Annotated in this window: 22 protein-coding genes and 7 tRNA genes; 6 read left to right on the top strand and 23 right to left on the bottom strand. The window is 67.6% G+C overall.

Features of this window, described 5'->3' with window-relative positions; all coding sequences use genetic code 11:
* The 12 genes from ACIRA7_RS08175 to ACIRA7_RS08230 all read right to left on the bottom strand — a co-directional run.
* Positions 1–835, bottom strand: an 835-nt coding sequence (locus ACIRA7_RS08175) for a serine hydrolase (protein WP_396220362.1), incomplete at its 3' end; no start/stop codon positions are given.
* Positions 836–903: 68 nt separating this feature from the next.
* Positions 904–1,305 (bottom strand): PIN domain-containing protein, encoded by a 402-nt coding sequence (locus ACIRA7_RS08180; RefSeq protein WP_396220363.1) that lies wholly within the window; start codon positions 1,303–1,305, stop codon positions 904–906.
* Positions 1,306–1,313: 8 nt separating this feature from the next.
* On the bottom strand, positions 1,314–1,700 hold the full coding sequence (locus ACIRA7_RS08185) for a hypothetical protein (protein ID WP_396220364.1): 387 nt from the start codon (positions 1,698–1,700) through the stop codon (positions 1,314–1,316).
* A 150-nt stretch (positions 1,701–1,850) separates the two neighbouring features.
* A tRNA-Thr gene (locus ACIRA7_RS08190) sits at positions 1,851–1,922 on the bottom strand.
* Positions 1,923–1,971: 49 nt separating this feature from the next.
* Positions 1,972–2,053, bottom strand: a tRNA-Leu gene (locus ACIRA7_RS08195).
* Between the two features lie 76 nt (positions 2,054–2,129).
* Positions 2,130–2,204, bottom strand: a tRNA-Asp gene (locus tag ACIRA7_RS08200).
* Positions 2,205–2,247: 43 nt separating this feature from the next.
* Positions 2,248–2,319 (bottom strand) — tRNA-Glu (locus ACIRA7_RS08205).
* A gap of 39 nt (positions 2,320–2,358) precedes the next feature.
* Positions 2,359–2,431 (bottom strand) — tRNA-Glu (locus ACIRA7_RS08210).
* 145 nt (positions 2,432–2,576) lie between these two features.
* Positions 2,577–2,649, bottom strand: a tRNA-Trp gene (locus tag ACIRA7_RS08215).
* 41 nt (positions 2,650–2,690) lie between these two features.
* Positions 2,691–2,764: transfer RNA gene (locus ACIRA7_RS08220), tRNA-His, on the bottom strand.
* Between the two features lie 166 nt (positions 2,765–2,930).
* The gene (gene efp, locus ACIRA7_RS08225) at positions 2,931–3,497 is read right to left on the bottom strand and encodes an elongation factor P (protein WP_396220365.1); all 567 of its coding nucleotides are present in this window, start codon (positions 3,495–3,497) and stop codon (positions 2,931–2,933) included.
* Positions 3,498–3,690: 193 nt separating this feature from the next.
* The gene (locus ACIRA7_RS08230; protein ID WP_396220366.1) at positions 3,691–4,257 is read right to left on the bottom strand and encodes an arylesterase; all 567 of its coding nucleotides are present in this window, start codon (positions 4,255–4,257) and stop codon (positions 3,691–3,693) included.
* Between the two features lie 232 nt (positions 4,258–4,489).
* On the opposite strand from ACIRA7_RS08230, the gene ACIRA7_RS08235 reads away from it, so the two are divergent.
* Together ACIRA7_RS08235 and ACIRA7_RS08240 are read left to right on the top strand one after the other, a co-directional pair.
* The gene (locus ACIRA7_RS08235; RefSeq protein ID WP_396220367.1) at positions 4,490–5,197 is read left to right on the top strand and encodes an ABC transporter ATP-binding protein; all 708 of its coding nucleotides are present in this window, start codon (positions 4,490–4,492) and stop codon (positions 5,195–5,197) included.
* Entirely contained in the window at positions 5,194–7,932 is a 2,739-nt protein-coding gene (locus ACIRA7_RS08240; protein WP_396220368.1) for an ABC transporter permease, read from the top strand. Before ACIRA7_RS08235 ends, ACIRA7_RS08240 begins: the two co-directional genes overlap by 4 nt.
* A gap of 43 nt (positions 7,933–7,975) precedes the next feature.
* Here ACIRA7_RS08240 and ACIRA7_RS08245 read toward each other — a convergent pair whose 3' ends face one another.
* Positions 7,976–8,809, bottom strand: coding sequence for a hypothetical protein (locus ACIRA7_RS08245; protein ID WP_396220369.1), 834 nt, complete (start codon positions 8,807–8,809; stop codon positions 7,976–7,978).
* Positions 8,810–9,087: 278 nt separating this feature from the next.
* On the opposite strand from ACIRA7_RS08245, the gene ACIRA7_RS08250 reads away from it, so the two are divergent.
* From ACIRA7_RS08250 to ACIRA7_RS08260, 3 genes are read left to right on the top strand one after another with little or no spacing between them, the layout of a single operon-like run.
* Positions 9,088–10,485, top strand: a complete 1,398-nt coding sequence (locus ACIRA7_RS08250) for a tetratricopeptide repeat protein (RefSeq protein ID WP_396220370.1) — start codon at positions 9,088–9,090, stop codon at positions 10,483–10,485.
* A gap of 57 nt (positions 10,486–10,542) precedes the next feature.
* Positions 10,543–11,484: an NAD-dependent epimerase/dehydratase family protein gene (locus ACIRA7_RS08255; protein WP_396220371.1), complete on the top strand. Its 942-nt coding sequence runs from the start codon at positions 10,543–10,545 to the stop codon at positions 11,482–11,484.
* Positions 11,481–11,891, top strand: coding sequence for a hypothetical protein (locus ACIRA7_RS08260; protein ID WP_396220372.1), 411 nt, complete (start codon positions 11,481–11,483; stop codon positions 11,889–11,891). The genes ACIRA7_RS08255 and ACIRA7_RS08260 overlap by 4 nt, the downstream gene beginning before the upstream one ends.
* A 22-nt stretch (positions 11,892–11,913) precedes the next feature.
* Here ACIRA7_RS08260 and apaG read toward each other — a convergent pair whose 3' ends face one another.
* The 9 genes from apaG to ACIRA7_RS08305 form a co-directional block, all read right to left on the bottom strand.
* Positions 11,914–12,327, bottom strand: a complete 414-nt coding sequence (gene apaG / locus ACIRA7_RS08265; RefSeq protein ID WP_396220373.1) for a Co2+/Mg2+ efflux protein ApaG — start codon at positions 12,325–12,327, stop codon at positions 11,914–11,916.
* Positions 12,317–13,990, bottom strand: coding sequence for a family 10 glycosylhydrolase (locus ACIRA7_RS08270; protein WP_396220374.1), 1,674 nt, complete (start codon positions 13,988–13,990; stop codon positions 12,317–12,319). Before ACIRA7_RS08270 ends, apaG begins: the two co-directional genes overlap by 11 nt.
* The gene (locus ACIRA7_RS08275) at positions 13,990–15,174 is read right to left on the bottom strand and encodes an aminotransferase class I/II-fold pyridoxal phosphate-dependent enzyme (RefSeq protein ID WP_396220375.1); all 1,185 of its coding nucleotides are present in this window, start codon (positions 15,172–15,174) and stop codon (positions 13,990–13,992) included. Before ACIRA7_RS08275 ends, ACIRA7_RS08270 begins: the two co-directional genes overlap by 1 nt.
* Before the next feature lie 29 nt (positions 15,175–15,203).
* The gene (locus ACIRA7_RS08280) at positions 15,204–16,397 is read right to left on the bottom strand and encodes a homogentisate 1,2-dioxygenase (protein WP_396220376.1); all 1,194 of its coding nucleotides are present in this window, start codon (positions 16,395–16,397) and stop codon (positions 15,204–15,206) included.
* A gap of 7 nt (positions 16,398–16,404) precedes the next feature.
* Positions 16,405–17,529 (bottom strand): 4-hydroxyphenylpyruvate dioxygenase, encoded by a 1,125-nt coding sequence (hppD, locus tag ACIRA7_RS08285; protein ID WP_396220377.1) that lies wholly within the window; start codon positions 17,527–17,529, stop codon positions 16,405–16,407.
* Between the two features lie 229 nt (positions 17,530–17,758).
* On the bottom strand, positions 17,759–19,774 hold the full coding sequence (locus ACIRA7_RS08290) for an acetoacetate--CoA ligase (protein WP_396220378.1): 2,016 nt from the start codon (positions 19,772–19,774) through the stop codon (positions 17,759–17,761).
* A gap of 9 nt (positions 19,775–19,783) precedes the next feature.
* Positions 19,784–20,089: a hypothetical protein gene (locus ACIRA7_RS08295; RefSeq protein ID WP_396220379.1), complete on the bottom strand. Its 306-nt coding sequence runs from the start codon at positions 20,087–20,089 to the stop codon at positions 19,784–19,786.
* Between the two features lie 73 nt (positions 20,090–20,162).
* Positions 20,163–21,674, bottom strand: a complete 1,512-nt coding sequence (locus ACIRA7_RS08300; RefSeq protein ID WP_396220380.1) for a sodium/proline symporter — start codon at positions 21,672–21,674, stop codon at positions 20,163–20,165.
* 11 nt (positions 21,675–21,685) lie between these two features.
* The gene (locus tag ACIRA7_RS08305) at positions 21,686–22,216 is read right to left on the bottom strand and encodes a hypothetical protein (protein ID WP_396220381.1); all 531 of its coding nucleotides are present in this window, start codon (positions 22,214–22,216) and stop codon (positions 21,686–21,688) included.
* Positions 22,217–22,299: 83 nt separating this feature from the next.
* Here ACIRA7_RS08305 and ACIRA7_RS08310 point away from each other — a divergent pair, with 83 nt between their 5' ends.
* Positions 22,300–23,082, top strand: a complete 783-nt coding sequence (locus ACIRA7_RS08310) for a LysM peptidoglycan-binding domain-containing protein (protein WP_396220382.1) — start codon at positions 22,300–22,302, stop codon at positions 23,080–23,082.
* Positions 23,083–23,465: 383 nt separating this feature from the next.
* Here ACIRA7_RS08310 and ACIRA7_RS08315 read toward each other — a convergent pair.
* On the bottom strand, positions 23,466–23,844 hold a 379-nt coding region (locus ACIRA7_RS08315), incomplete at its 5' end, for a deoxyhypusine synthase family protein (RefSeq protein ID WP_396220383.1).

The following is a 23,844-nucleotide window of genomic DNA, read 5'->3' on the forward strand; positions in this document are numbered from 1 at the left end:
CACCGGCCTGCTGGCGGCGGAGCATCGTGCGCATCAGCGCGGTGCTGGCAGGCGACGTCATGGTGCCGCGTTCGATGGCTTCGAGCAGTCGCCCCGTTTCGCGCGGGTTCATGTCGCCCAGCCAGTAGGCGTGATCCTGCACCGGGAGCCGGAGCCGGCCATCGGCCAGAGTTTTCCGGTTGGCCGGATCGCGCACCATGTCGACCCACTTCGCGCGCTCACCGGTGAAGAGCGACGCATACAGCCCGAACAGCGCGTCGCCCTGCTGCGCGTACTGCAGTCCCGTGGTTTCCTCGGCCGTGAGTTGCGCGAACGCGGGATTGACCAGTTCGAGAATCTTGCGCCGGTATACATGCCCACGCGCCACCATGCTCAGGTGGGCAAAGCCCGAAGCCTTGAGCCAAGCATTGAGACTGTCCACGCCGCCGACCCGCGTGAGCAGTTGATCGGTGGCGACGTTGTCGCTGGTGATCACCATCTCGGTGAGCAGATCCTTGACGGTGGGCGTCTGCCCGAGATCGTGGTACTGCAGCACCCCCGATCCATCACGCAGATCGGCGCGTCGGATTTCGACGCGTTCGGCGAGGTTGAGCTTCCCCTGGTCGACCAACTGAAACGCACGTACCAGGATCGTGAGCTTGATCACGCTGGCGCTGCTGAACGCCTCGTCGGCGCGAACCGCGGCTTCCTCGCCGGTGGTGAGATGCTTCACGTACACGCCGGTGCGCGCGGGGAAGCGCGACAGTTCCGCCTCGATCAGCCGCGTGAGCCCGCTGTTCGCCGGCTGGGCGGGCAACGGTGCGGGCACGAACAGGGGCGCGACGAAGAGGGCCATCGCGGTCAGCATAGTACGGGCGGCCGTGGAACGCATAAGGAGCGGGGTGATGAGGGCTGCCGTCGGCCTTACCACAGGAGCGCGACGTTCGCGCATGACGCAATCTCGGGATCCCGGGTAATCAACGGGACATCGAGCGCGGCGGCGGTGGCCGCGATCAGGCGGTCTCCCCGTTCGGGAATGGCAAACAGGTTGTGGGCCGTGCGCACGATCTCGTGGGTGAGCGGCTGCGAGAGAATACACGCGTTACTGAACACCCCGTCCATCCAATCAGTGAAGGGAACTCCCAGATCGATCCTGCCAAGGTGCGCGAGTTCGCCCACCTCGGCCAGTACCAGCGCAGGGACATAGACTGCCGCCTCCCGCCGATCGACGCGCTGAAAGAACAACAGCGCGTTGCGCCCCAGCTTCCTGTGCGCGCGCGGATCGGCATACCACAACAGGCTGTGCGTGTCTGTCACCGCAATCATGGACGCCATCAACGCATGTCGAACTTGGCCGCCGTGCGCTCGGCATGGTCGGTGCGCAACGACGCGATGCTCGCCTCGAGGTCGTCGCCGTTGGCTGAGACCGACACGGAACCGGCGAGCATGAAGCTCGGTCCAGCGGTAGGTGCGAGCAGGGCGCGTACCGTTGCTTCGAGCTGCCGGACGTACTGCTGATAGCGCTCGCTGACCAACATCCCGCGCCCCGGGAGATCCTTGTGTTCGACGAAGACGACGCAGCGCTCGTCGTTGACAACCGATTCCAGCAGGGGGAAGAACTGCTCCCGCGCCCTGGTCGCCTTCACCGTCGATGCGTGCTCGGCGTGACTGGCCAGCAGGACAAGCGCGGACGCGGCGCTGAACTCGGCGGGTGTGCTCACGGCAGTACTCCTGTACAGGTGTACGTACAAGTGTACGGCAATGTGCCGGATCCCGCAATCGCACGGTGGGCAGGTCGCGCCACACCACAAAAAAGCGGCCCGTCTCGCGAGAGACGGGCCGCCTTGCCTACACAGCTCTGAACCATCCAGAGCCACAGATCGGGATTGAACCGATGACCGCCCGATTACGAATCGGGTGCTCTACCACTGAGCTACTGTGGCGTTCGATCGCACGGTGAGGTGCCGTGTCCTGCTATCCAGCGGTAAACAGTGCCCTCGCGCGGACTCGAACCGCGACGCCGTTAAGCACTACCACCTCAAAGTAGCGTGTCTACCAATTCCACCACGAGGGCGTACAACACCTGCAGCACTGCTTCTGTGTTCGCGGAAACTCCACCTGCGCCAACATCCCAAACATCCGCGGAACAACGGGAGCGACGGGGCTCGAACCCGCGACCTCTCGAGTGACAGTCGAGTGCTCTAACCAAACTGAGCTACGCCCCCAACAACACCTGCACCTGCATCAGCCAGCTCCACGGGGAGCTGATAGCTCCAACGGGAATCGAACCCGTCTCTCAACCTTGAAAGGGTCGTGTCCTAACCGATAGACGATGGAGCCAGAGTCTACGTCGTACATGCCCTGCAACAGCACCTTCAGTAGCGGTAACGGGATTCGAACCCGTGTTCCAGCCTTGAGAGGGCTGTGTCCTAGTCCCCTAGACGATACCGCCGTGGTCTCGCGCCGAGGCGCGAGGCCACGGCGGAACTTTCATGTCCAGTCGCGATCGCTGGTCGCGATCACTCCCCGCTCCGTTCGCCTTGCAGCGCCCGTTGTACTCAAAACTCGCGACACCTCACTCCAAACTGTCTTTCCAACAGGCCCGGAGGGAATCGAACCCCCAACCGCCGGTTTTGGAGACCGGTGCTCTACCAATTGAGCTACGGACCTCCTGAAGCGCTGTGCCCTACCAGCGCTTGCAGAGTGACCAGGGTGACCGACGGGAATTGAACCCGCAACCCCCGGAATCACAATCCGGTGCTCTAACCGATTGAGCTACGGCCACCATCGACGAACGCGTGTGCTTGCACCCAGCACGTTCGAAGCCAACTGTCGCACGGTCGTCACCAGGGATGACAACCGATGGGAGACGCAAACTGTAACCAGACGAAAGGCCGATTGCAAGCGGGGCCGCCATACTTCACCCCGACTTATTCATCGGTCGAACGCGTTCAGTCCTTCGCCCGCTCCAGATACTCGCCCGTCGTGGGGTTCACGCGGATGCGCGTGCCCTCTTCGACGAACTCCGGCACGTTCACCGTGACGCCGTTCGACAGCTTCGCCGGCTTGGAGGACGCCGTCTTCGTGGCGCCACGCACCACCGGCGCCGTCTCGACGATCTCGAAGATCAGCGAGTTCGGCAGCTCGATGCCGATCGGACGGCCGTTGTAGTACTCGGCCAGGATCTTCATGCCCGGCTGCATCCACGGCGCCGAATCGCCCAGCGCCTCTTCGTCCATCTCGATCTGGTCGTAGTTCGCGATGTTCATGAAGTGAAACACATCGCCGCCCTGGTACATGAATTCCAGTTCCTGCGTTTCCATGTCCGCCTTCACGATCGTGTCCGCCGCGCGGAACCGATGCTCGAAGTTCGAACCCGTACGCAGGTTCTTCAGCTTCGCCTGCACCATGGCCCGCAGGTTGCCCGGCGTGTGGTGACGAAACTCGACGACTCGGCACGGATCGCCCTCGAACACGAGGACCATGCCACGTCGGATCTGGGTCGCAGAAAAGGCCATGCGAACGACACCTTCGAACAGGGGACATCGGGGGAACGCCCCCCGCAGGATACCAGCCGGAATGCCGCGCGGTTCCCGGACGTCGGTCAGCGAACGACCGACGAGTGATTACCGCGCAGCCTCTAAAAGTAACCAGACGGCCGCAGCTCCGGAAGGGACCCGGCCACGAGCGCCAACCGCGCCGACGACGTCGTCAGCCGCCGGTCAGCTGCGCCAGTAAGGGCGACAGCCCGCGCCACACGGTGTCGGCCACCCGCTTCGACCCCTCCGGGTTCGGATGGATACCATCCGCCTGATTGAGCCGGGCATCGCCCGCGACCCCCTCCAACAGGAACGGCAGCAACGGCACGCCCGTCTCCTTCGCCGCCCGCACGTAGGCCTGATGAAACCGGGTGGTGTAGCTCCCGCCGAGATTCGTGGGCGCCTCCATCTGCACCAGCGCCACCCCGGCCTCCGGCCGCTGCGCCCGCACCACCTTCACCAGCGCCACGATGTTCGCATACGTGGAGTCAGGGTCCACCCCCCGCAGCCCATCGTTCGCCCCCACCTCGAGCACCACCAGCGACGCCGGCTGATCGAGCACCCACCCCGCCCGACGCAGCGCGCCGGCCGAGGTCTCGCCGCTCAGCCCGGCGTTCACGATGCGAACGGCATAGCCCGCCGAATCCGCCTTGCGCTGCAGCAGCGCCGGATACGCCACGTCGGGATCGAGCCCCAGTCCCGCGGTGAGACTCGTACCCAAAAAAACCACGCGCGACACCCGCGAGCGCTCCGACGGCTTGGCCGTATCGGCACCGTTCGTGGCAGATTGCGGCGCAGCAGTTGCCGCCGCGCCGCTCTCCCCGGTTCTTTCTTCCGACGCCGGTCCGCCAGCGGCTGAACCCGAACGACCGGCGTCGCCGTTGGTGCTACAGGCCGTTCCCCATACCGTCAGGGCCACGAGTGCCGTACTCGCCACCCGGCGACCGACTTTCCTCTTCCGTTCCAATCGCATGCTCGTTGCCCGTGGGTTAACCAAGGAATATCAGAGCGGCACGCAACGCCTCACGGTGTTGCGCGACGTGTCGTTCGATGTGCCGCAAGGCGCCTTCGTGTCGATCGTCGGGCCGTCCGGCAGTGGCAAGACCACGTTGCTCGGACTGCTCGCCGGACTGGATACCCCGTCACAGGGCACAGTGTCGCTCGACGGCGAAGAATTCGGAAGTCTCGACGAAGATCGTCGCGCCAAACTGCGTGGCGAGAAAGTCGGCTTCGTGTTCCAGAGCTTTCAGCTCATCCCCACGCTCACGGCGCTCGAGAACGTGCAGGTGCCGCTCGAACTCTCCGGCGCCGTCTCCGCCCGGGAGGCCACGATTCGCGCCCGCGACCTGCTCACCCGCGTCGGACTGGGGGATCGCACGCACCATTTCCCGCAGCAGCTCTCGGGGGGCGAGCAGCAACGCGTGGCGCTGGCCCGCGCCTTTGTAAACGAGCCGCGCATTCTGTTCGCCGACGAACCCACCGGGAACCTGGACGGCGCGACCGGCGAGCGGATCGTCGAACTGCTGCAGGCCCTCAACCGCGAGCGCGGCTGCACCATCGTGCTGGTCACCCACGACATCGCCCTCGCCGCGCGCACGCAGCGCACGATCCGGTTACGCGACGGCGTGGTGGTGGAAGACATCAGCCACGAGCCGGCCGCGGCGCCGTCGGCTTCATGACCACGCAGGCGCTGCTCCGCCTCGCCTGGCGGGAGAGTCGCACGGCCCGTCGTCGCTTGGCGCTGTACATGTCGTCCATCGCGTTCGGCGTGGCCGCGCTGGTGGCGATCGACTCGTTCGCGGGGAACGTCACGCGTTCGATCCGCGAGCAGTCGCGCACGTTGCTGGGTGGCGACATGGCGCTGCAGGCGCGCGCCGCCTTCCCGGCCGTCGTCGACACGCTGCTCGATTCGCTGCGCGCCGACAAGATCGCCACCTCCCGCGTCACGACCTTCGCCAGTATGGCGCTGGCCGAGCCGTCGGGGGGCACGCGGCTCGTGCAGGTGCGCGCCGTGTCACCCGGCTATCCGTTCTACGGCGAAATCGAAACCGTTCCCGCGAACGCCTGGTCGCGCGTGCACGATGAGTCGATCGTGTTCGTCGATCCGTCGCTGCTGGTCGCCCTCGACGCCGCGGTCGGCGATTCGCTCCGCCTCGGCCAGAAGCTGTTCCTGATCGCCGGGACGCTGGGCAACGTGCCCGGCGATGCCGGCATCACGGCGGTCATCGGGCCCCGTGTGTACGTGTCGGATAAGTGGCTCGACGCCACCGCCCTGCTGAAGTTCGGCAGCCGGGCCGAGTACGACGTGGTGCTCAAGCTCCCCGCGTCGCTGGCCACGCCGGCCGCCGCGAAGACGGTGGCGCGCGACCTCCGGCGTCGGATCGACCCCAAGGCGGCCGCACTGCAGGAAGCGCAGGAAGCCCGCGGCGAGGAGCGCCGTGGACCGGGGGGCGACGACGAGCCGCCGCCAGCCGACACCGCCGCGACGCGGAGCGCGACCGCGCCGGCGCCTGATTCGGCGTCGGGGCTGCTGTCGGGCGCCGCCCGCACCCGCGTACGCGTGCGTACGGTGGCGGACACCGAGCGGGATTTCACCGAGTCGGTGGCCCGCTTGGCCGACTTCCTCAGCATCATCGGCCTCATCGCGCTGCTGTTGGGCGGCATCGGTGTGGCCAGCGGCGTGAACGCCTTCGTGTCGGCCAAGATCGACACGGTGGCCGTGCTGCGGTGCCTGGGGGCGACCAGCCGCCAGGTGTTGACGTTGTACGTGGTGCAGTCGGCTGCCATGGGGCTCGTGGGCGCGATCGCCGGCACCGTGCTTGGCGTCGCCGTGCAGTTCCTGCTCCCCGGCGTGGTATCCGACTTCCTCCCCATCGATGTCGAACTCGCCCTCGAACCGCGACCGCTGATCCTGGGACTCGCCACCGGCGTGTGGGTGTCGCTGGTGTTCGCCATGCGGCCGCTGCTCGCACTGCGTCGCGTGTCGCCGTTGCAGGCGATTCGCCGCGAAATGGACAACACGGCCCTGCCCCGCGAGTGGAACGATCCCGCGCGCCTGACGGTCGATGCGCTGCTGGTGGGCAGCATCATTGGCATCGTGGTGTCGCGCATCGGGGACGTGCGCCAGGGGCTCTACATCAGCGCGGCCATCGGCGGCGCGGTGCTGGTGCTCTGGATCGCCGCCACGCTGCTCATCGCCGCGGCACGCCGCAGTACCCGGCCGTCGTGGCCGTTCGAGTTGCGTCAGGGCATCGCGAATCTCCATCGCCCCGCCAATCAGACCCGCGCCGTCACGCTCGCCCTCGGCTTCGGCGCGTTCCTGCTCAGCACCGTGTATCTCGTGCAGGCGAATCTGCTCAGTCGGGTGCAGACCACCTCGGCCGGATCGGCCGGCAACCTGCTCTTCTTCGACGTGCAGGATGATCAGGCAGCCCCGCTCGACTCCCTGTTGCGCGCCCGGCAGCATCCGATCGTGCAGCAGACCCCCATCGTCACCATGCGCATCGACGCGCTGAACGGTCGCAACATGTCATCGTTGATGGCCGACTCCAGCACGCGTCGGGCGGGATGGGCCTTGCGCCGCGAGTACCGCAGTACGTATCGCGACTCCATCGTGGGATCGGAAACGTTGGTGGCCGGCCGGTGGTTCGCCGATTCGGCCACGCGGGCCAAAGCGCGCGCCGCCAATCCCGACGCACCGTTCGAAGTCTCGTTCGAGCGCGATCTCGCCGCCGACCTGGGCGTGACGTTGGGCGACACGGTCACGTGGAATGTGCAGGGTGTGCCGGTCACCACGATCGTCACCAGTTTGCGCACGGTGAACTGGGCGCGATTCGAGGCCAACTTCTTCGTGGTGTTCGCCCCCGAGGCGCTGCGCCGGGCCCCGCAACAGTTCGTCGTGGTCGCGAACGTGCCGGCCGGACCGGCGATTGCGGCCGTACAGCGCGACATCGTGCGGCGCTTCCCGAACGTCTCGAGCGTCGATCTCACGCTGGTGCGTCAGACCATCGGGGCCATCGTGGACAAGGTGACCTTGGCCATCCGCTTCCTTGGCCTGTTCTCGTTGGCCATGGGTATCCCCGTGCTGTTCAGTGCGGTGGCCGCCACGCGACGCGCCCGCCTGCGCGAGGGCGTGCTGTTGCGAACGCTCGGGGCATCACGGGCGCAGGTGGCGCGCGTGTTGCTGGCGGAGTACGGTGCGCTGGGGGCCCTCGGGGCGCTCACCGGCATGGTGCTGGCGTTCGCCGGCGCGTGGGGGCTCACACGATTCGTGTTCAAGGACCCGTTCGACCCGGCGGTCGGCCCGACGTTCGTGATCGCGGTGGGCATGCTGCTGCTCACCATGGCGATCGGCTTGTTGACCAGCCGCGATGTGTACAAGGCCACGCCGATGGCTGCGATCCGCGAAGCGTAAAGACCGGGCGGCACGACGCGCGTACCGCCAACCTGCCGCCGACTTACCGCCGACCGATGATCCCGTACGAGTCGGCGGTCGCGCTGCCCGGCTTGAAGGCCACCCACACGCGTGTCCCAACCAGGCCGCGCAGCGGCCCCGGCACCGACGGCAGCCGCTTGCGCCCCGTGCCGTCGGAAAGGCGCAGTTCGCCGCCGTCCTCGAGCGTGCCATCCCATGCCGGCACGCCGCCGGAGGCGCGCACGACGTAGTCGCGCACCACGATGTCGCGCGGCGTGACCTTCACGCCGCGCACCGCCACCTCGGTGCCAGCCAGTCGACGCAACGAGGTCGCCGCCATGCCGCTGAGCGTGACGTCGATGCCCTCGGCCCGCAGCACCACCACACGCGCTGGCTCGACGCCGATCAGCGTCACGATGCCGCGCAGCGAATCGCGACGCGCCCCTCCGTCGCCGCTGTCCGCGCCGGCCAGCCGTTGGGCGATCGCGCGCGCCATGGAATCGCCGCGTGCCTGCGCGCGTCGACTCATCTCCTGCCCAGCCGTCAAGCGGCTTGGGGGACCGGAGACCGCACCACCTATTGGATCCGTGCGGTCGACCGACGTATCGCCCGCCTTTTGACGGGTCGGGTCGTTCAGCAACTGCAGGGAATCGCGCAGCGCGGACGATCGGCGCTCAGCCCACGCGACCAGTGAGTCGCCACGATAGCCGAGCGTGTCGAGACCCGGCACATTGCCGGAGATCGTCACCCCTTTGTCGCGGTTGCACCCCAGCATCGCGCAGCTCAGCAGCGCCCCCAACGCAGCACGTCGCGTTAACGAGCGCGCGCGCCGCCGGCGGCCATTGTCACGAGGACGAGTCGGAGACGTCAGCGTCATGGGGTCCAACCTACGTCGGCGCAAGACCGAGTCAACGCATCGCGGTCTCTCGCTGGGGATTTCGTTGCCATCGGGTGGCCGCATCGTGGCAGAGCGTGGCATATTGAAACATGGCAGCAGCCGATCCGGGTTGGCTTGGCAGCGCGCTCAGGTCGCCATGAATCCGTGGCCGCCGTATCACGCTGCGCACGAGCGTCACACCGCTGGCCAACTCGCGCCTCCCGCGGTGACGCGGTGTGGCGACGGCGCGTCAACCTCAAGCGATGCATGAACTTCTGATGCCACACCGAACGGTGCGCTCCGAACACGACGACTGGATGGATGACAACACGAGAGGCTTGTCCCTGGCCGCTGCGGCGGAGTGGGATGAGGCGACCGAGGCGTTTGCCGCCGCGGCCGACGTGTTGGCACGCCGTGCGCCCGATGTGAACTCGCACGATGCGTTGGCGCTGATCCTCGGCAATCTCGCGCAAGCGTGTTTCCGCGCCGGTCGTACCGACGATGCCCTGCAGCACGCGCAGCGGGCCTGCGCGCTCCGGGCGGCCATCGCCGGTGAGGACGCCATGCCGGTGGCGCGCGCGCGCATGGATCTCGCCGTCATGCTGGGCGCGTCCGGACGGCTCAGCGAGGCGAAGGCGCTGATCCAGCGCGCCATCGCTGCCGCCGAACGCCACGTGGGCGATGACGACGTGCGCCTGGTGTCGATGCTCGACAACGCGGCCCGCCTTGCCCTCGCCGATGGAGATCCCGCGAGCGCGGAGCCGCTGCTGCTCCGCCTGCATGCACTGCTCGATGCCCATGGCATGTCCACGTTCCGGGCCGATCGGCTGATCGACCGGATCGAGCCCCTGCGCATGCGGGCCGACATGCTGCGAGACCCCGCGCAGCGCGCGGATGTGGCCGCCGCCGAATCGGCACTCGCCGCCGCCCTGACGGATGCCGAACGGGCCGCGGGGGCCGAGCAGGCGGTGTACGCGCACGCCTCGGTCACCGAACAGGCCGAGCACGCCGAGTGGGACGACGATCAACCGCTCCGCGATGCCGTCGCCGTGACCGACGTGCTGCTGCGCACGACGCCCCCGGGGGTGATCGCGGTTCCGCCGCCGGGCAATCACGACGCCGAGATTCTCGCCGCCTTTGAAACGGTGGTGGACACCCCGGTCGAGCCGATGAGCGTCGAATCGATGGACTTCGAGCCGGCGACTTTCGAGCCGGCGAGTTACGAGCCCGTGAATGTCGAGCCGGTGAGCGATGTCGTCGACGAGCAGCCCACGCCGAACGAGCCCTCCACGATCGACCTCGTCGACATGTTCGACTTTCCGCTGGCGCCCGACGAGGAGCCCTCCGCGGCGTTCGGCATCGTGGTCGAGCACGGCTACGGGGATTTGAGCGCTCCCGACCCGGCGCCCGATGCCCGCAGGGGTTCGACGACGCCTGCCTTCGGCAGTGCCGCGCCGGCCTTCCGTGCCGAGCACACAGCGCCGAGCACGCCGGCCGAGCTCGATGAAGCCGGTGTTGGCGCAGCGATGGCACCGCGTGTGGTGCCGACCCGACGCACGACGAAGTCGAATCGGTTGGTAAAGCAGAAGCCCGGCAACCGCGCCGGCCTGATCGGCGTCGCGATGGGTGCGGCCGTGGCGGCCGGTGGCGCCGTCTGGTATTTCCTGCTGCGCTGACCGATCGTCGGCGATCACCTGTGCCGCGGCGGCGCATCGGCGCATATTCCGCTGCTGATGCCGACAGATCCCCTACGGTTCCCGATGCGAAGCGCCGCACTGGTGGTGGGCCCGGGATGGCTCGGCCAGGCCGTGGCGGCGCGATTGGCGGCGCTGGGCGGCCCGGTGGCCACGCTGCAGCGCAGTGCTCGTCCTTCGTCCAACCCTGACGTCGTCGCCCTGACCGGTGACATCGCCGACGCGGCGCTGGGGCCGGTGCCATCGGCGGCGTTGCAGGCCATCGTCCGGTCGGCGTTCACCAGCCCGATCGACCACCTCGTTGTGTGTATCGCGCCATCGCGCGCGCGCGGCGACGACTACGGCCTCTATCCGCTCGCAGCTGCCGGTGCCGTGGCGTTGGCGCAGGCCCTGCAGATTCGCTCGATCCTGTACGTGTCGAGCACCGGCGTCTACGACCGGCAAGACGGCAGCGAGGTCACCGAGCAGAGCGCGATCACACCGCATGACGCGCGGGTGCAGGCGTTGTACGACGCCGAGCAGCGCATCGCGACGGTGGCCCGGGATCCACACGCCACCGCGCACATTCTGCGGGCGGCCGGTTTGTATGGGCCGCAGCGCGATCCGGCCGCGCGGCTGGCCGACCCCACCTTCGCCGCCGGCGACGTGTGGTGCAACTTCTCGTGGCGAGACGACGTGGTCTCGGCGATCGTTCATCTGCTCCAGCACGACCGGGCGCCTGGCGCGCGGATATTCAACTGCGCCGATGGGACGCCGCTCCGCGCGTCGGCGATCGCCGCTGTGCTGACCGGTCGCGCGATCGAGGCGCCCGTGGCGCGTGCCCCGATCGATCGCGACGCCCCGGTGCGCAGCGGCCGCAGCAACCAGCGCGTCAACGTGGACGCCCTGCTGGCCACGGGATGGCGGCCGGTCGCGCCGACCGTCTACGACGGACTGCAACTGCTCGGCCATGCGGTGCCGGTCGCACCGATCGCGTCGTGAGCACGGCGAGCTCGCAGCCGTACGGCCCCGAGACGGCCGCCGTGCGCGGATTTCTCGTGCGACTGGCCGGGTTGGGCACCACCGATCGTGCCGCGGTCGTTGCCCGCTACGAGACCCTCGCGGCGACGCGCGCCTTCCAAGCCGCCGACACGCGCCTCGGCGAGGTGATCGCTCGGAGCGGTCGCGAGCCGGCCCGCGATGCCTTGACGGGGCCACTCCTGCAGCTGACGAAGCGTCCCGTGGCGGACACCGATACGCCGGCGGCGGTCGGGGAGGAGATCGCCCTCGAGCCCATCGCCGAGCCGGCGCTGGCAGCCTTGCTGGCGCTGATGGTGCGCGATCTGCTGGATGACGCGACGATGCGGCTGTTGACCGAGGCCTTTAGCGAGACACTGCCGCCGCGCTGAACGAACAGGCGGCGCGTGTCCGTCAGGAGACGGTGTCGGCCCGCGGTTCGGCCGCCAGTGTGAAGCGCGGAATGATCGCCTCGAACGAGGAGCCATCATCGCGCACGAAGCGATACGAGCCCTCCATCCATCCCTGCGGTGCCTTAAGCACGCAGAACGACCGGTACTCGTGCACCTGTCCGGGTAGCAGATGCGGCTGTTCGCCGACCACGCCTTCCCCCTCGACCACCGAATCGCCCACCGACTCGTCGTGAATGAGCCAGCGCCGCGTGCGGAGCTGCGACGCCTGCTCCCCCACATTCTCGATGCGGATGTGGTAGCCGAACACGAACTGGCCCAGCAACGGATTTGAGCGGTCGCGGAGATACGTCGGGCGCACCGTGATGCGGATGCCCGACGTGATGCGGTAGTAGTACGGCACGGGATCAGGGCGCATCGGAGCGGCCTCGAGCAGGTGTCGGCGTGGTGCCGGCGGCAGCGCCGGTTCGCGACGGAAATGGAATGGTGACGGGAGCGCTTTGCGTGCCCACGCGGTTGAGCGACACCACCGACACCGCAGTCGGCGACGTCCCCTTCGGGATGGTCCACGCGGTCGTGGATCCCGACACCACCATGGTAATCCAGGCCGTGTCGGTGCGCAGCCGGATCGCATACTGCCACGGCACCGCGGTGCCGGTGGTGCGCAGCAGCAGGCGGGTGCCGGCGGTGGTTTCCGCCAGACGAGCGACCGGCAACGGGGGGGCGGCCGCCTTGAGCCACGGCGTGGCCGGCACGAGTGCCGTGGAGGCGTACGGGCCCACCAACAGGGTGTCGTTCATGCCAGCCTGATTGGTCAGGAACGACTTCATGCTGAAGTGCACATTGCCCGTGGCGCCGTCCTGCAGCCGCGTGACGCGAATCTGCTCCACCAGCTCGCCCACAGAGAACGCGCCCGAGCCCACGCCGCCAGCGCGCGACGTGAAGTTGCCCGGCCACATGTGCCGCCCCATGACGTTCTCGCTCACCCACCAGTCGAGCAGCGCCGGATAGGCCTGCTCGCGCTTGGTGGTGGGCCAGTAGAGCTGCGGCGTGAAGTAGTCCACCCACCCCTCGCGCAGCCACTTCCGCGCATCGGCGTACAACTTCTCGTACGCATCGAAGCCGCGCACCTGTGTGGGATACCCGGGACGCCAGATGCCGAACGGACTGATCCCGAAGCGCACCCAGGGCTTGGCCTTGTGCACGCCCTCGTCGAGTGCCTGTACCAGCAGGTCGACGTTGCGTCGACGCCAGTCGGCGCGCGACAGCTCGCCCCCCTCGCGCACATAGCGCTTCCAGCTGCGATCGTCGGGGAACGGGATGGCGCGACCGCGCCGGTCATTCTCCGGATACGGGTAGAAGTAGTCATCGATATGCACGCCATCCACGTCGTAGCGCTTCACGACGTCGAGCACTACGCGCAGGGTGCGCGCACGTACGGCCGGCTCACCCGGATCCATCCACAGATAGCGGGCATACGGCTTCACCAGCGTCGGATTCGTGCGCGCGATGTGCGTGCGCGCCAACGGCGACTTGGCGTCGGTGTGTCGCGCGCGATACGGATTGAACCACGCATGCAACTCGAGATGGCGAGCGTGCGCCTCCCGGATCGCGAACTCGAGCGGATCCCAGTACGGCACGGGCGCGCGCCCCTGCGCCCCGGTGAGGTACTCCGACCACGGTTCGATCTTCGACGCGTACAGCGCGTCGGCGGCCGGACGGATCTGGAAGAGGACCGCGTTGAGCTTGAGCGCCGCCGCCCGATCGAGCAGCGCGATGAGCTCGGCCTGCTGCTGGGCGGTGGACAGCGTGCGCTTGGACGGCCAGTCGATATTGGCGACCGAGGCCACCCAGACGCCGCGGAACTCGCGGGCCAGCGGCGGGGCCTCGGCGCTGACGACGGGGCGCACGCGCACCGGGGCGGCGCGGTCCGGCGCACTCGCGGGCGTGGGGCGCGACGGCTCCGGCCGAGCAGCGGCCACGGGTTCGGCCGGTGCAGAGATCGGCGCCGCGGGCCGGCACGCGAGCACCGCCGACAATAGCAGGACGGCGCCCTGAGCGACCCGGCCGCGGCGATGCATCACGCCAACTCCTTCAGCATGGCGCCAAGCACCGCACCGGCCCGCCGGGCGGCTTCGGCGATGCGCGATTCCGATTGAATGAACGAAATACGAAAGAACCCTTCGCCGCCCGCGCCAAAGCCCGAGCCCGGCAGCACGATGACGCCGGCCTCTTCGCGCAGCCGATCGGCGAACGCCGCGCTGGCAATCCCCTCGGGCAACGGCATCCACAAGTACATCGTGGCGCTTGGCACGTCGGCGGCAAACCCGTTGGCACGGAACGCCGCGACCGCCGCATCACGGCGCGCCTGGAACACGGCCACGTTCTGCGGCACGAACTCCGCCCAACTCTCGATAGCCGCGACACCCGCCGCCTGAATGCCCATGTACTGCCCGGTATCGGTAAACGCCTTCACCTTGGCGAGCGCGGTGGCAATCTCCGGCTTCGCAACCGCCCAGCCACAGCGCCAGCCGGTCATGTTGTACGTCTTGGACAGCGAGTGGAACTCGATGGCAACGTCGCGCGCCCCGTCGATCTCGAAAATGCTGGGGGGCACGTAGCCGTCGAAGCCCATCTCGGAATACGCGTTGTCGTACACCAGCAGGATATCGCGTTCCCGGCACACCTCGACCACCCGCTCCAGGTAGTCGCGCGGGGCGACGGCCGCCGTCGGATTGTTCGGGTAATTGAGGTACAGAATCCGTGTGCGCGACAGCACGTCCGCCGGGATCTCGTCGAGATCCACCAGGAAGTTCGTGCGCGGCCGCAGCGCGTACACGTAGGGCGTGGCATCACTGAGCAGCGTGCCGCCGAGATACGCCTGATAGGCCGGATCGGGAATGATCGCGACATCACCCGGACCGGCGAAGGCGAAGGCGATGTGCGCGAGGCCTTCCTTGCTGCCCAGCAACGGCACGATCTCGGTGATGGGATCCACGCGCTGCCCGAAGCGCGTGTGCATCCAGGCGGCGACCGCCTCGCGGTAGCGTACCAGCCCCAGCCCGAAGCCGTAGCGCTGCATGGCGGGCACCTCCGCCGCCTGCTGCAACGCCGCCACGGCGGCGGCGGGCGGCGCGAGATCCGCGTCGCCGGCACCGAGGTCGATGACATCGACGCCGGCTTCGAGCAGCGCCTTCTTGCGCGCCGGAATGTGCGCGAGCGGATACGCGGGGAACGACGAAAACCGTTGGGACAGACGGGGCATGACGGTGTGGCGGAAAGTTCAGCGCGGGACTACGACGTGGGCGGACTATACTGCGCGTGCTGCGCGTCGATCCAGCTCTTGTGATACGCCGGATCTTCGATGGCCATGGCGAGCTTGGCGATCTTGAGCGGCTTGAAGCTGTCCATCATCACGGCGAGTTCGTTGGTGTACTTCGCCCCGATCGACGCTTCGGTGCGCCCCGGATGCGGACCGTGCGCCAATCCATCGGGATGATGCGTGATGGATCCGTATTCGATGCCCTTGCGGCTCATGAACTCGCTGGACGCGTAGAACAGCACTTCGTCCGAGTCGACGTTGCTGTGGTTGTACGGCGCCGGAATGGCTTGGGGATCGAAGTCGTACGGCCGAGGGCAGAACGAGCAGATCACGAAGCCGTCACCCTGGAACGTCTGGTGTACCGGGGGCGGCTGGTGAATACGCCCCACGATCGGCTCGAAGTCGTGGATATTGAAGATCCACGGATAGAAGTAGCCATCCCATCCCACAACGTCGAACGGATGGTGATCGAGCACGAGTTCGTTCAGCGCATCGTACTGCTTCACGAGAATCGGGAAGTCCCCCATCTCATCGCGCGGCGCGACGTGTACGGGCCGGCGGATATCGCGCTCGGAGAACGGCGCCCCCTCCAGCATCTGCCCGAAGTTGTTGCGGTAGCGCGACGGCACCCGGATGTGGCCGCGGCTCTCCATGACCAACAACTTCGTGGCGCCGGCAGCGAGGTCATGGCGCCAGCGATGGGTGATGTTGCGGTGCACCACCACGTAGTCGCCCGACTTGTACGGCAGCTCGCCGTACACCGACTCCAGCACGCCGGAGCCCTCGACCACGTACACGACTTCGTCCGCCTGCGAGTTGCGGTAGAAGTGCGTGTCGTTCGTAGTGGGCTCCACGTACAGCATCGCGATGTCACTGTTGAACAGCAGTGGCAGCCGGTCGAGCGTGGCCGATCCACCCGTGGTAATGCGAGACGTGAGGAAGTGCCGATGGCGCAGCGACGTCTCCGTGTCGGCCTCGAGCACGACGTCGCGCACCTTGCGCGCCGACTTGTACGTGGTGGGCGGATGCGTGTGATACAGCAGCGACGAGGTGCCCACGAACCCCTCGTGCCCCATCAACTCCTCGGCATACAATCCGCCATCGGGACGACGAAACACGATGTGTCGCTTGCGCGGTATCGCACCCAGCTGGTGATAGAAGGGCATCTGATCCTCAGAGGTTGCCGCGGAGTTCCTGTTCGCGCTCGATGGCTTCGAACAGCGCCTTGAAGTTGCCTTTGCCGAAGCTCTTGGCGCCCTTCCGCTGGATGATCTCGTAGAACAGCGTGGGGCGATCTTCAACCGGCTTGGTGAAGATCTGCAGCAGATAGCCATCGGGGTCGCGGTCCACGAGAATCCCGAGCGCCGCCAGCGCCTCGATGTCCTCGTCGATCTGCCCCACGCGCTCCTGCAGCTCGGCGTAGTAGGAGGTGGGCACCGAGAGGAACTCGACGCCGCGATCGCGCAAGGCGCTCACGGTGGCCAGAATGTCGTCGGTGGCAAGCGCCAGGTGCTGGGCACCCGGGCCGCCGTAGAAGTCGAGGTACTCCTCGATCTGCGATTTCTTCTTGCCCGACGCCGGCTCGTTGATCGGGAACTTGATCTTGTCGTCGCCGTTCGCCATCACCTTCGACATGAGCGACGAGTACTCGGTGCTGATGTCGTCGTCGTCGAAGGTGATGAGATTGCGAAAGCCCATCACGTCCCCGTAGTACTGCACCCAGCGATTCATCTGCCCCAGCTCCACGTTGCCGACGCAATGGTCCACGTACTTGAGGCCTACACTCTCGGGCTGGTAGCGCGGCGAGATTTCGCGGAAGCCCGGTAGGAAGAAACCGCGATAGTTCCGGCGCTCCACCAGCGAATGAATCGTGTCGCCGTACGTGCCGATGGCGGCGATGATCACCTCACCGTGTTCATCGCTGAACAGCTGCGGCTCCTGAATCGCGATGGCGCCACGTTCAATCGCGGTCGCGTAGGCCGTGCGGGCGTCGTCAACCCACAGCGCGTAGTCGCGCACACCGTCGCCGTGCGTGTGCACGTGGGCGGCGATGGGCGACTCGGGGTGGAGCGCCGTCGTGAGCACGAGGCGGATCTTGCCCTGCTGCATGAGATAGCTGCAGCGGTCGCGCACGCCGGTTTCGGGGCCGCGATACCCGACCAGCTGATAGCCGAACGCCGCGCGGTAGTAGTGGCTCGCCTGCTTGGCATTTCCGACGTAGAACTCGACGTAGTCGGTGCCGTTGATCGGGAACGCATCGTGCTCGATCCCCTGTTCGGGGATGGTCATCGTCGCCATGGAGCAACCCTCAGGTGTGATGGATGGACAGTCGGCCGCGCGAAATCGCGCCGACGGCGGGCAGCCATCGCGACCTAGATATGCGAGCGTGGCAGCGCGCCGATCCAGGCGCGTTGCCGTTGGTCTTCCGAAAGCGGATTGTTGCACATGGGACAATGCTCCACGAACGTCTTTTCGGGGCGGGTCCATCGGTCCGAGAGAAAGATAACCCCGGCCGGGGGTGCGGTGCCTACGATCGGAGCTCCGGCAGGTCGGCGAACAGCGCCAACGCCGCCGGGTTGGCCAGGGCGTCGGCGTTCCTGACCGGACGACCGTGCACCACGTCGCGGACGGCCAGTTCAGTGATCTTGCCGCTGATCGTGCGCGGGATATCGGCGACCGCCACGATCACCTTCGGCACGTGATGCGGACTGGCGTACTCACGGATGCGCTGACGGATGGACCGCTGCAGCTCATCGGTCAGGTGCGTTCCCTCGCGCAGCCGCACGAAGAGCACGACGCGCGAGTCGTCGCTATCCACGCCAAGCCGCTGCTCGATCACCAGCGATTCGAGAATCGCCGGGATCTGCTCCACCTGCCGATAGATCTCGGCGGTGCCGATCCGCACACCACCCGGGTTGAGGGTCGCGTCGCTCCGACCGTGAATGACGAGGCCGTCGTGCGCCGTGACCTCGGCCCAGTCGCCGTGGCGCCACACGCCCGGGAAGTGCTCGAAATACGCGGCGCGGTAGAGCGCCCCGTCGGGATCGTTCCAGAAGGCCACCGGCATGCTGGGGAACGGGCGCGTGCACACGAGTTCCCCCGGCGTGCCGCGCACCGGGCGGCCGTCGTCGCCGAACACGTCCACCGCCATACCGAGGCCGCGCAGCTGCAGCTCGCCGCGGTACACCGGACCCGTGGGATCGCCCAGGGCGAAGCAGCTTACGATATCGGTGCCACCGCTGATGCTGGCCAAACGCACATCCGACTTGATCTGCGCGTACACGAAGTCGTAGCTGTGGGCGGCCAGCGGACTGCCGGTAGACAAGATCGCGCGCAGCGACGACAGGTCGAAGGACGCGCGCGGCTGCACGCCCTCCTTCTCGAGCACGGACAGATACTTCGCACTGGTGCCGAACACGGCGATGCGCTCGACCGCGGCCATGCGCCACAGGATGTCGGCCGACGGCGCCAGCGGCGCGCCGTCGTACAGCACGATGGTGCTGCCGATGGCCAGCGCCGACACGAGCCAATTCCACATCATCCACCCGCAGGTGGTGAAGTAGAAGATCGCATCATCGGGGCCGAGGTCGGTGTGCAGCGCCAACTCCTTCCAATGCTGCAACAACGTGCCGCCGGCGCCATGCACCATGCACTTGGGCAGCCCAGTCGTGCCCGACGAGTACATGATGTACAGCGGATGATCGAATGGCAGGCGTGTGAATGCCGGCTCCCGATGCGCGGCATACTGGGCCAGCACGTCGGTGAAGGCGACGGCGCCGGGTAGCGCTCCGAGCGCCGGTGTGGCGCTCACGTACGGCACCACCCATACCGCGGCCAGCGACGGCAATGAGGCCACGATTTCACCCAGTCGCGTCAGGCAGTCGATCTGCTTGCCGGCGTACCAGTACCCGTCGGCGGCAATCAGCACCTTGGGAGCGATCTGTCCGAACCGATCGAGCACGCCCTTGGTGCCGAAGTCGGGCGAGCAGGACGACCACACCGCGCCCAGCGACGTCGCGGCAAGCATCGCGATTACGGCCTGCGGCAGATTCGGCAGGTAGCCCACTACGCGATCGCCCGGACCAACACCGGCGGCGACGAGCGCGGCCGCCGTAGCGGCCACCTGCGCAGCCAACTCGGCAAAGCTGAGGCGCTGTTGCGCGCCCTGCTCGTTCCACGACACGATGGCTGTGCCCGCATCGCGGCGGCGCAGCAGGTGTTCGGCGAAGTTGAGCCGTGTGTCGGTGAACCACCGCGGTCCGCGCGCCGCGTCGGGCGGTGCCATCCGCTCGCCACCCACGAGCACATCACGCCACGGCGATGACGACGGACCGGGACCGTCGGCCATGATGGCCGCCGCGCGCCAGACTTCGGCCCAGAACGCCGCGGGATGCGTTACCGACCAGCGCTGCAGCGCATGCGCATCGGTAACCGAGGCATCGATGACGCCTCGGGCCTGAAGATCGAGGCGGAACCGCGTGAGCTGCGCGCGCGCAACGGCCTCCGCTGAGGGGCTCCAGATCGGCGTGACGTCAGCAGACATGGCAGCCCGTCATCGGGTGGCGTCGCGGGCGAGTTGCACCGTGTGGCACGTCGGCCCATGCGACTCGCAGTACCAGCCGTGCCGGTCATGAAAAATCAGATGCGGCGCATCGTTGGGACGCAAGCGCACGCGGACCAGATGCTCGACCCCGGTGTGCGCCCCCACGATGACACGCGGATCGAGCACGTCGATCACCGGCAGCACGGGAAACAGGTCGAGTTGTGGCGGGGCAATAGCCGCCTTGGCCTCCGCAGACGCCGACGCGCGTGCGCCTTTGGCACGACCGGGGGCGGGCGCGCGCTGAGGGCGCGTCATCGGAGCGTTCGGACCTGCAGAGGCATCTCCAATGCTCGCTGAGTCGCGCTCGGTACGCCAGTCGCCGAACGCGTCAGGCGTCCATCACCGCGCAGACATCCGGGGCGAGCGTGGCCGCGGCGGTGTGCCGCGTGAACCACGACACCACGAAAAACACCAATATGGACAGCACCAGCGCGATCGCGGTGGCCGTTACACCCGCCGGAAAGGTGAACACCTTGAAGTACGCGAGCGACTCCAGCCCAAGCGTGATCACGAGCCCCGTCACGATCGAGGCCATGGCACCGGCGCGCGTCGCCCCTTTCCAGTTCAACCCGATGGCGAGCGCCGGCACCAGCGTCGACGCAAACAGCCCCCAGCCGAAGATGCCCAGGAAGGCCACCAGCGTGCCGGACTGCTGTGCGAGCAGCCCCGCCGCCACGGTGAGCGCCATGGTCCAGATTCGGCCCCACCGAAGCTCGTCGGTTACCCGCGCGCCGAACGCCAGCGGCAGATCATGGGTGAGGGCGGCCGCGCCAATGCTCAGGAACGAGTTCACCGTGCTCATGATCGCCGCCGCCACGGCCGAGAAGACAATCGCCGCCAACGGCAGCGGTGTGAAGCGCAGGAGAAACGTGGGGGTCGCCTCGTCGGCCGTGGCGAGTGCCGGGGCGCCGCCCGACAGCACCAGCGCCTTCATCGCGAGCCCGACGCCGACGAACAGCAGCAACGTGAGGAAGAGCGCACACGTCATCAGCAGCGGGAACCACTTGAGGTGCCGCGGATCGCGGAGCATGAAGAACTTGTGCACCACGTGCGGCTGCCCGAGCGCTCCCAGCCCGAACACGAAGAACAACGAGAGCGCCGCCAGCGGGGTGAGCTTGCCGAACGGGCCGAGCAGGGCCGGATCGTGCGTCATGATCGTGTGCGCGATTCCGTCCAGGCCTCCCCCGCTGTGCATCGCGAACACGAAGACCATCACCGAGGCGACCGCCATCAGGATGCCCTGAAAGACGTCGTTGTAGATGCCCGCCAGAATGCCGCCTGACACCGAGTACGCGAGAATGATTGCCGCGCCGAGCCAGATGGACGTGCCGCGCCCCAGCTCGAAGGTGGCATCGAGGACCAGTCCGAGTGCCAGCAGGTTCGTGGCCATATACCCGATCACGGCGAGCACGATGGCGAACGCCGCCAGCCCCTGCGCTGCCGGCGACTGATAACGCACCCCGATCGCATCGGGTATGGTGATCATCTCGCGCACCTCCGCCAGCAGGCGCAGGCGCTTGGCCAGCACCCACGCACCCATCGAATTGGTGAGCGCCGCCGGCAGCACGATGAACACGGCGCCGATGCCCACCGAATAGACCAATCCCGGCCCGCCGATGAAGGCGAACCCCGACAGCGTGGCGGCCATCGACGCGACGGCCAGCGTGAACAGCCCGATGCCCTGCCCGGCCACAAAGAAGTCGGCGGCCGATTTCGTTCGACGCGTCGCGTACACCCCAATGATCGCGACGACCACGACGTACGCAATCGCCACGCCACCGACCACCGGCTTCGCATTCGCCGGAATGGTCCCCGCTTGCAGCAGGAGCGATGCCGTCATCACTGACGCGCTCATGGACGCGCCAGCGGCGCGTCGACCGCCTGCGACTCGACCGCCGGTGCCTCGTCCGCCGGCTCGTGGCGCATACGCGCCGCACGAACGCGCGCCAGATCCGCATCGGACAGCGTGCGGGCGTCGAACGTGAAGGCGTACGCCAGCGGCAAGACGAACAACGGCAGGATACCCACGCCGTACACGACCACCGCCGCGCGGCGCGGCAGACCAAGCCAGTAGGGACTGGCGACCGTGTCCGGCGGAAGCAGCAGGGCCAGAAGCAAGCCGCCACCAACGAGCACACACACCAGCACGAACAGCAGCAGCATTGGCCACCCGAGTCCACCGCGTAGGCGGGACCCGCGCACGGCGCCGAGCGTCATGGTGGCGATCAGGCACACGGGCACCGCGACCGCCATGAGATATGGCCCCGCCGCGCCCACCGTGTGGGGGAAGAAGGCACTCGCGTAGGCGGCGCCGATCCCGAGCGTGCCCAGCACCACGCCCGAGAGCGCGCGGGTCGCCGCCGTCGCCGGTGTCTGCGTCATGGCGGTGCAACATGTTCGCTGACGGCGCACCAGCAACCCCCTCGACGGAGATTCCCGGGGCGCCGCGGGGTATTTTCCGTCACATGGCCATACGTGAACCCTCCGCCGATGCGTCCGCCCCGCGGGAGCGCCGCGCGCGTAGTCCCTGGGTGCGGCTGCTGGTCGCCCTCACCAGCGGCACCGCACTGCTGGGGACCGCGGGCCTCGTGGCGGCCGCGGCCATCGTGCCGCCGATCGGGGCCCGTCGCGCGGCCCGCGAGGCCGCCCAGCAGGAGGTCGCCTCGCAACTCGGGCCCGACGAGCGCGTGGTGGCGCAGGCCTTCGCCTCGCAGCGGCGCTGGACCGACATGTGGCGCGAATCCTTCGGGGTGGTCGTCGCCACCAACCGGCGCCTGCTGTACGTTGGCGCGCCGCCCACACCGCTACTGCGTCCGCGCGAAGACGGCCCCTCCGAACTGCTGGTGGAGAGCTACCCGTACGACGTCGCCTTTACCCTCGAGCCACGCACACTCTTCCGCGGCTACGGGCGCGGCCTCGTCCTGCGGACCCCCGCGGCGGAAGTGGATTTCATCGTGGACGATGGCTCGTGGACCGCGGCACGGCGCGTGGCGCAGGCCACTGCCGCGGCGCGCCAGGCCGTCACCCGTGACGAAGACGCCCTGACCGCCACCACGCGCGCCCCGGCCCCACCGGCCGCGCGATACGCGTTCTACGTCGTGCGGCGCGGCGAGACGCTCACCGCACTCGCACGCCGCTTCCAGACCTCACCGGATGTCCTGCGCCAGCTGAATCAGCTGTCCGCCGACGAGATCCAGGTGGGCCAACGTCTCCGCGTGCCAACCGTCGACGTGGATTCGCTGCCGTAGCCGCGTGCAGACGCCAGGCCGGCGGAACCGTTCATACTGCACAGTAGAGCGCGCGGAGGGACCGGCGCCGCTGAACGGATCACACAGAGCAAAAGAGCAAAAGAGAACGTGAGCATCCGGGGTAGGCTCAAACGCCCCTCCTTTTCTCCCGGTCTCGATTTTTTTGTGTGATCTGTTCCATCGCCTCTGCGCTCCCCGCGTGCTCTGCCCCTTCGCGTGGTCTGTTCAACGACCGTCGGGCGCCTCGCCCACGGAACCGATCACGCCGAGCACGCAGAGGCGCAGAGGCGCAGAGAACAGCGAGGGGCCTGCACAGCAACGTGGCCAGCATCCGGTTGCCCCGGACACTGGCCACGTTCACCGATCTTGAACCGAGCGGCCGATTACTGTCCGAGCACGATCGCGAACACCAGCGGGGCCACGATGCTCGCGTCGCTCTCGATGATGTACTTCGGTGTCTCGATGCCGAGCTTGCCCCACGTGATCTTCTCGTTCGGCACCGCGCCCGAGTACGAGCCATACGATGTGGTCGAATCGCTGATCTGACAGAAGTACCCCCACAGCGGCACCTCCGTACGCTGCAAGTCCTGATGCAGCATCGGGACGACGCAGATCGGGAAGTCACCCGCGATGCCGCCGCCGATCTGGAAGAAGCCCAGCGACGCGCTCTTGGTGACTTCGGTGTAGTGATCGGCGAGGTACATCATGTACTGAATGCCACCCTTCACCGTATGCACGTTCTTGATGTTGCCGTCGATCACG

Origin of the sequence: Gemmatimonas sp. (genome assembly GCF_044376735.1) — a bacterium.
Lineage (GTDB): Bacteria > Gemmatimonadota > Gemmatimonadetes > Gemmatimonadales > Gemmatimonadaceae > Gemmatimonas.

What these genes read in the sequence shown, in the direction of transcription:
- ACIRA7_RS08180 (WP_396220363.1), bottom strand. Translation starts at nt 1,305, where the DNA reads ATGATTGCGGTGACAGACACGCACAGCCTGTTGTGGTATGCCGATCCG.
- efp (WP_396220365.1), bottom strand. Translation starts at nt 3,497, where the DNA reads ATGGCCTTTTCTGCGACCCAGATCCGACGTGGCATGGTCCTCGTGTTC.
- ACIRA7_RS08235 (WP_396220367.1), top strand. Translation starts at nt 4,490, where the DNA reads ATGCTCGTTGCCCGTGGGTTAACCAAGGAATATCAGAGCGGCACGCAA.
- ACIRA7_RS08240 (WP_396220368.1), top strand. Translation starts at nt 5,194, where the DNA reads ATGACCACGCAGGCGCTGCTCCGCCTCGCCTGGCGGGAGAGTCGCACG.
- ACIRA7_RS08245 (WP_396220369.1), bottom strand. Translation starts at nt 8,809, where the DNA reads ATGACGCTGACGTCTCCGACTCGTCCTCGTGACAATGGCCGCCGGCGG.
- ACIRA7_RS08250 (WP_396220370.1), top strand. Translation starts at nt 9,088, where the DNA reads ATGCCACACCGAACGGTGCGCTCCGAACACGACGACTGGATGGATGAC.
- ACIRA7_RS08255 (WP_396220371.1), top strand. Translation starts at nt 10,543, where the DNA reads ATGCCGACAGATCCCCTACGGTTCCCGATGCGAAGCGCCGCACTGGTG.
- apaG (WP_396220373.1), bottom strand. Translation starts at nt 12,327, where the DNA reads ATGCGCCCTGATCCCGTGCCGTACTACTACCGCATCACGTCGGGCATC.
- ACIRA7_RS08270 (WP_396220374.1), bottom strand. Translation starts at nt 13,990, where the DNA reads ATGCATCGCCGCGGCCGGGTCGCTCAGGGCGCCGTCCTGCTATTGTCG.
- ACIRA7_RS08275 (WP_396220375.1), bottom strand. Translation starts at nt 15,174, where the DNA reads ATGCCCCGTCTGTCCCAACGGTTTTCGTCGTTCCCCGCGTATCCGCTC.
- ACIRA7_RS08280 (WP_396220376.1), bottom strand. Translation starts at nt 16,397, where the DNA reads ATGCCCTTCTATCACCAGCTGGGTGCGATACCGCGCAAGCGACACATC.
- hppD (WP_396220377.1), bottom strand. Translation starts at nt 17,529, where the DNA reads ATGGCGACGATGACCATCCCCGAACAGGGGATCGAGCACGATGCGTTC.
- ACIRA7_RS08290 (WP_396220378.1), bottom strand. Translation starts at nt 19,774, where the DNA reads ATGTCTGCTGACGTCACGCCGATCTGGAGCCCCTCAGCGGAGGCCGTT.
- ACIRA7_RS08295 (WP_396220379.1), bottom strand. Translation starts at nt 20,089, where the DNA reads ATGACGCGCCCTCAGCGCGCGCCCGCCCCCGGTCGTGCCAAAGGCGCA.
- ACIRA7_RS08300 (WP_396220380.1), bottom strand. Translation starts at nt 21,674, where the DNA reads ATGACGGCATCGCTCCTGCTGCAAGCGGGGACCATTCCGGCGAATGCG.
- ACIRA7_RS08305 (WP_396220381.1), bottom strand. Translation starts at nt 22,216, where the DNA reads ATGACGCAGACACCGGCGACGGCGGCGACCCGCGCGCTCTCGGGCGTG.
- ACIRA7_RS08310 (WP_396220382.1), top strand. Translation starts at nt 22,300, where the DNA reads ATGGCCATACGTGAACCCTCCGCCGATGCGTCCGCCCCGCGGGAGCGC.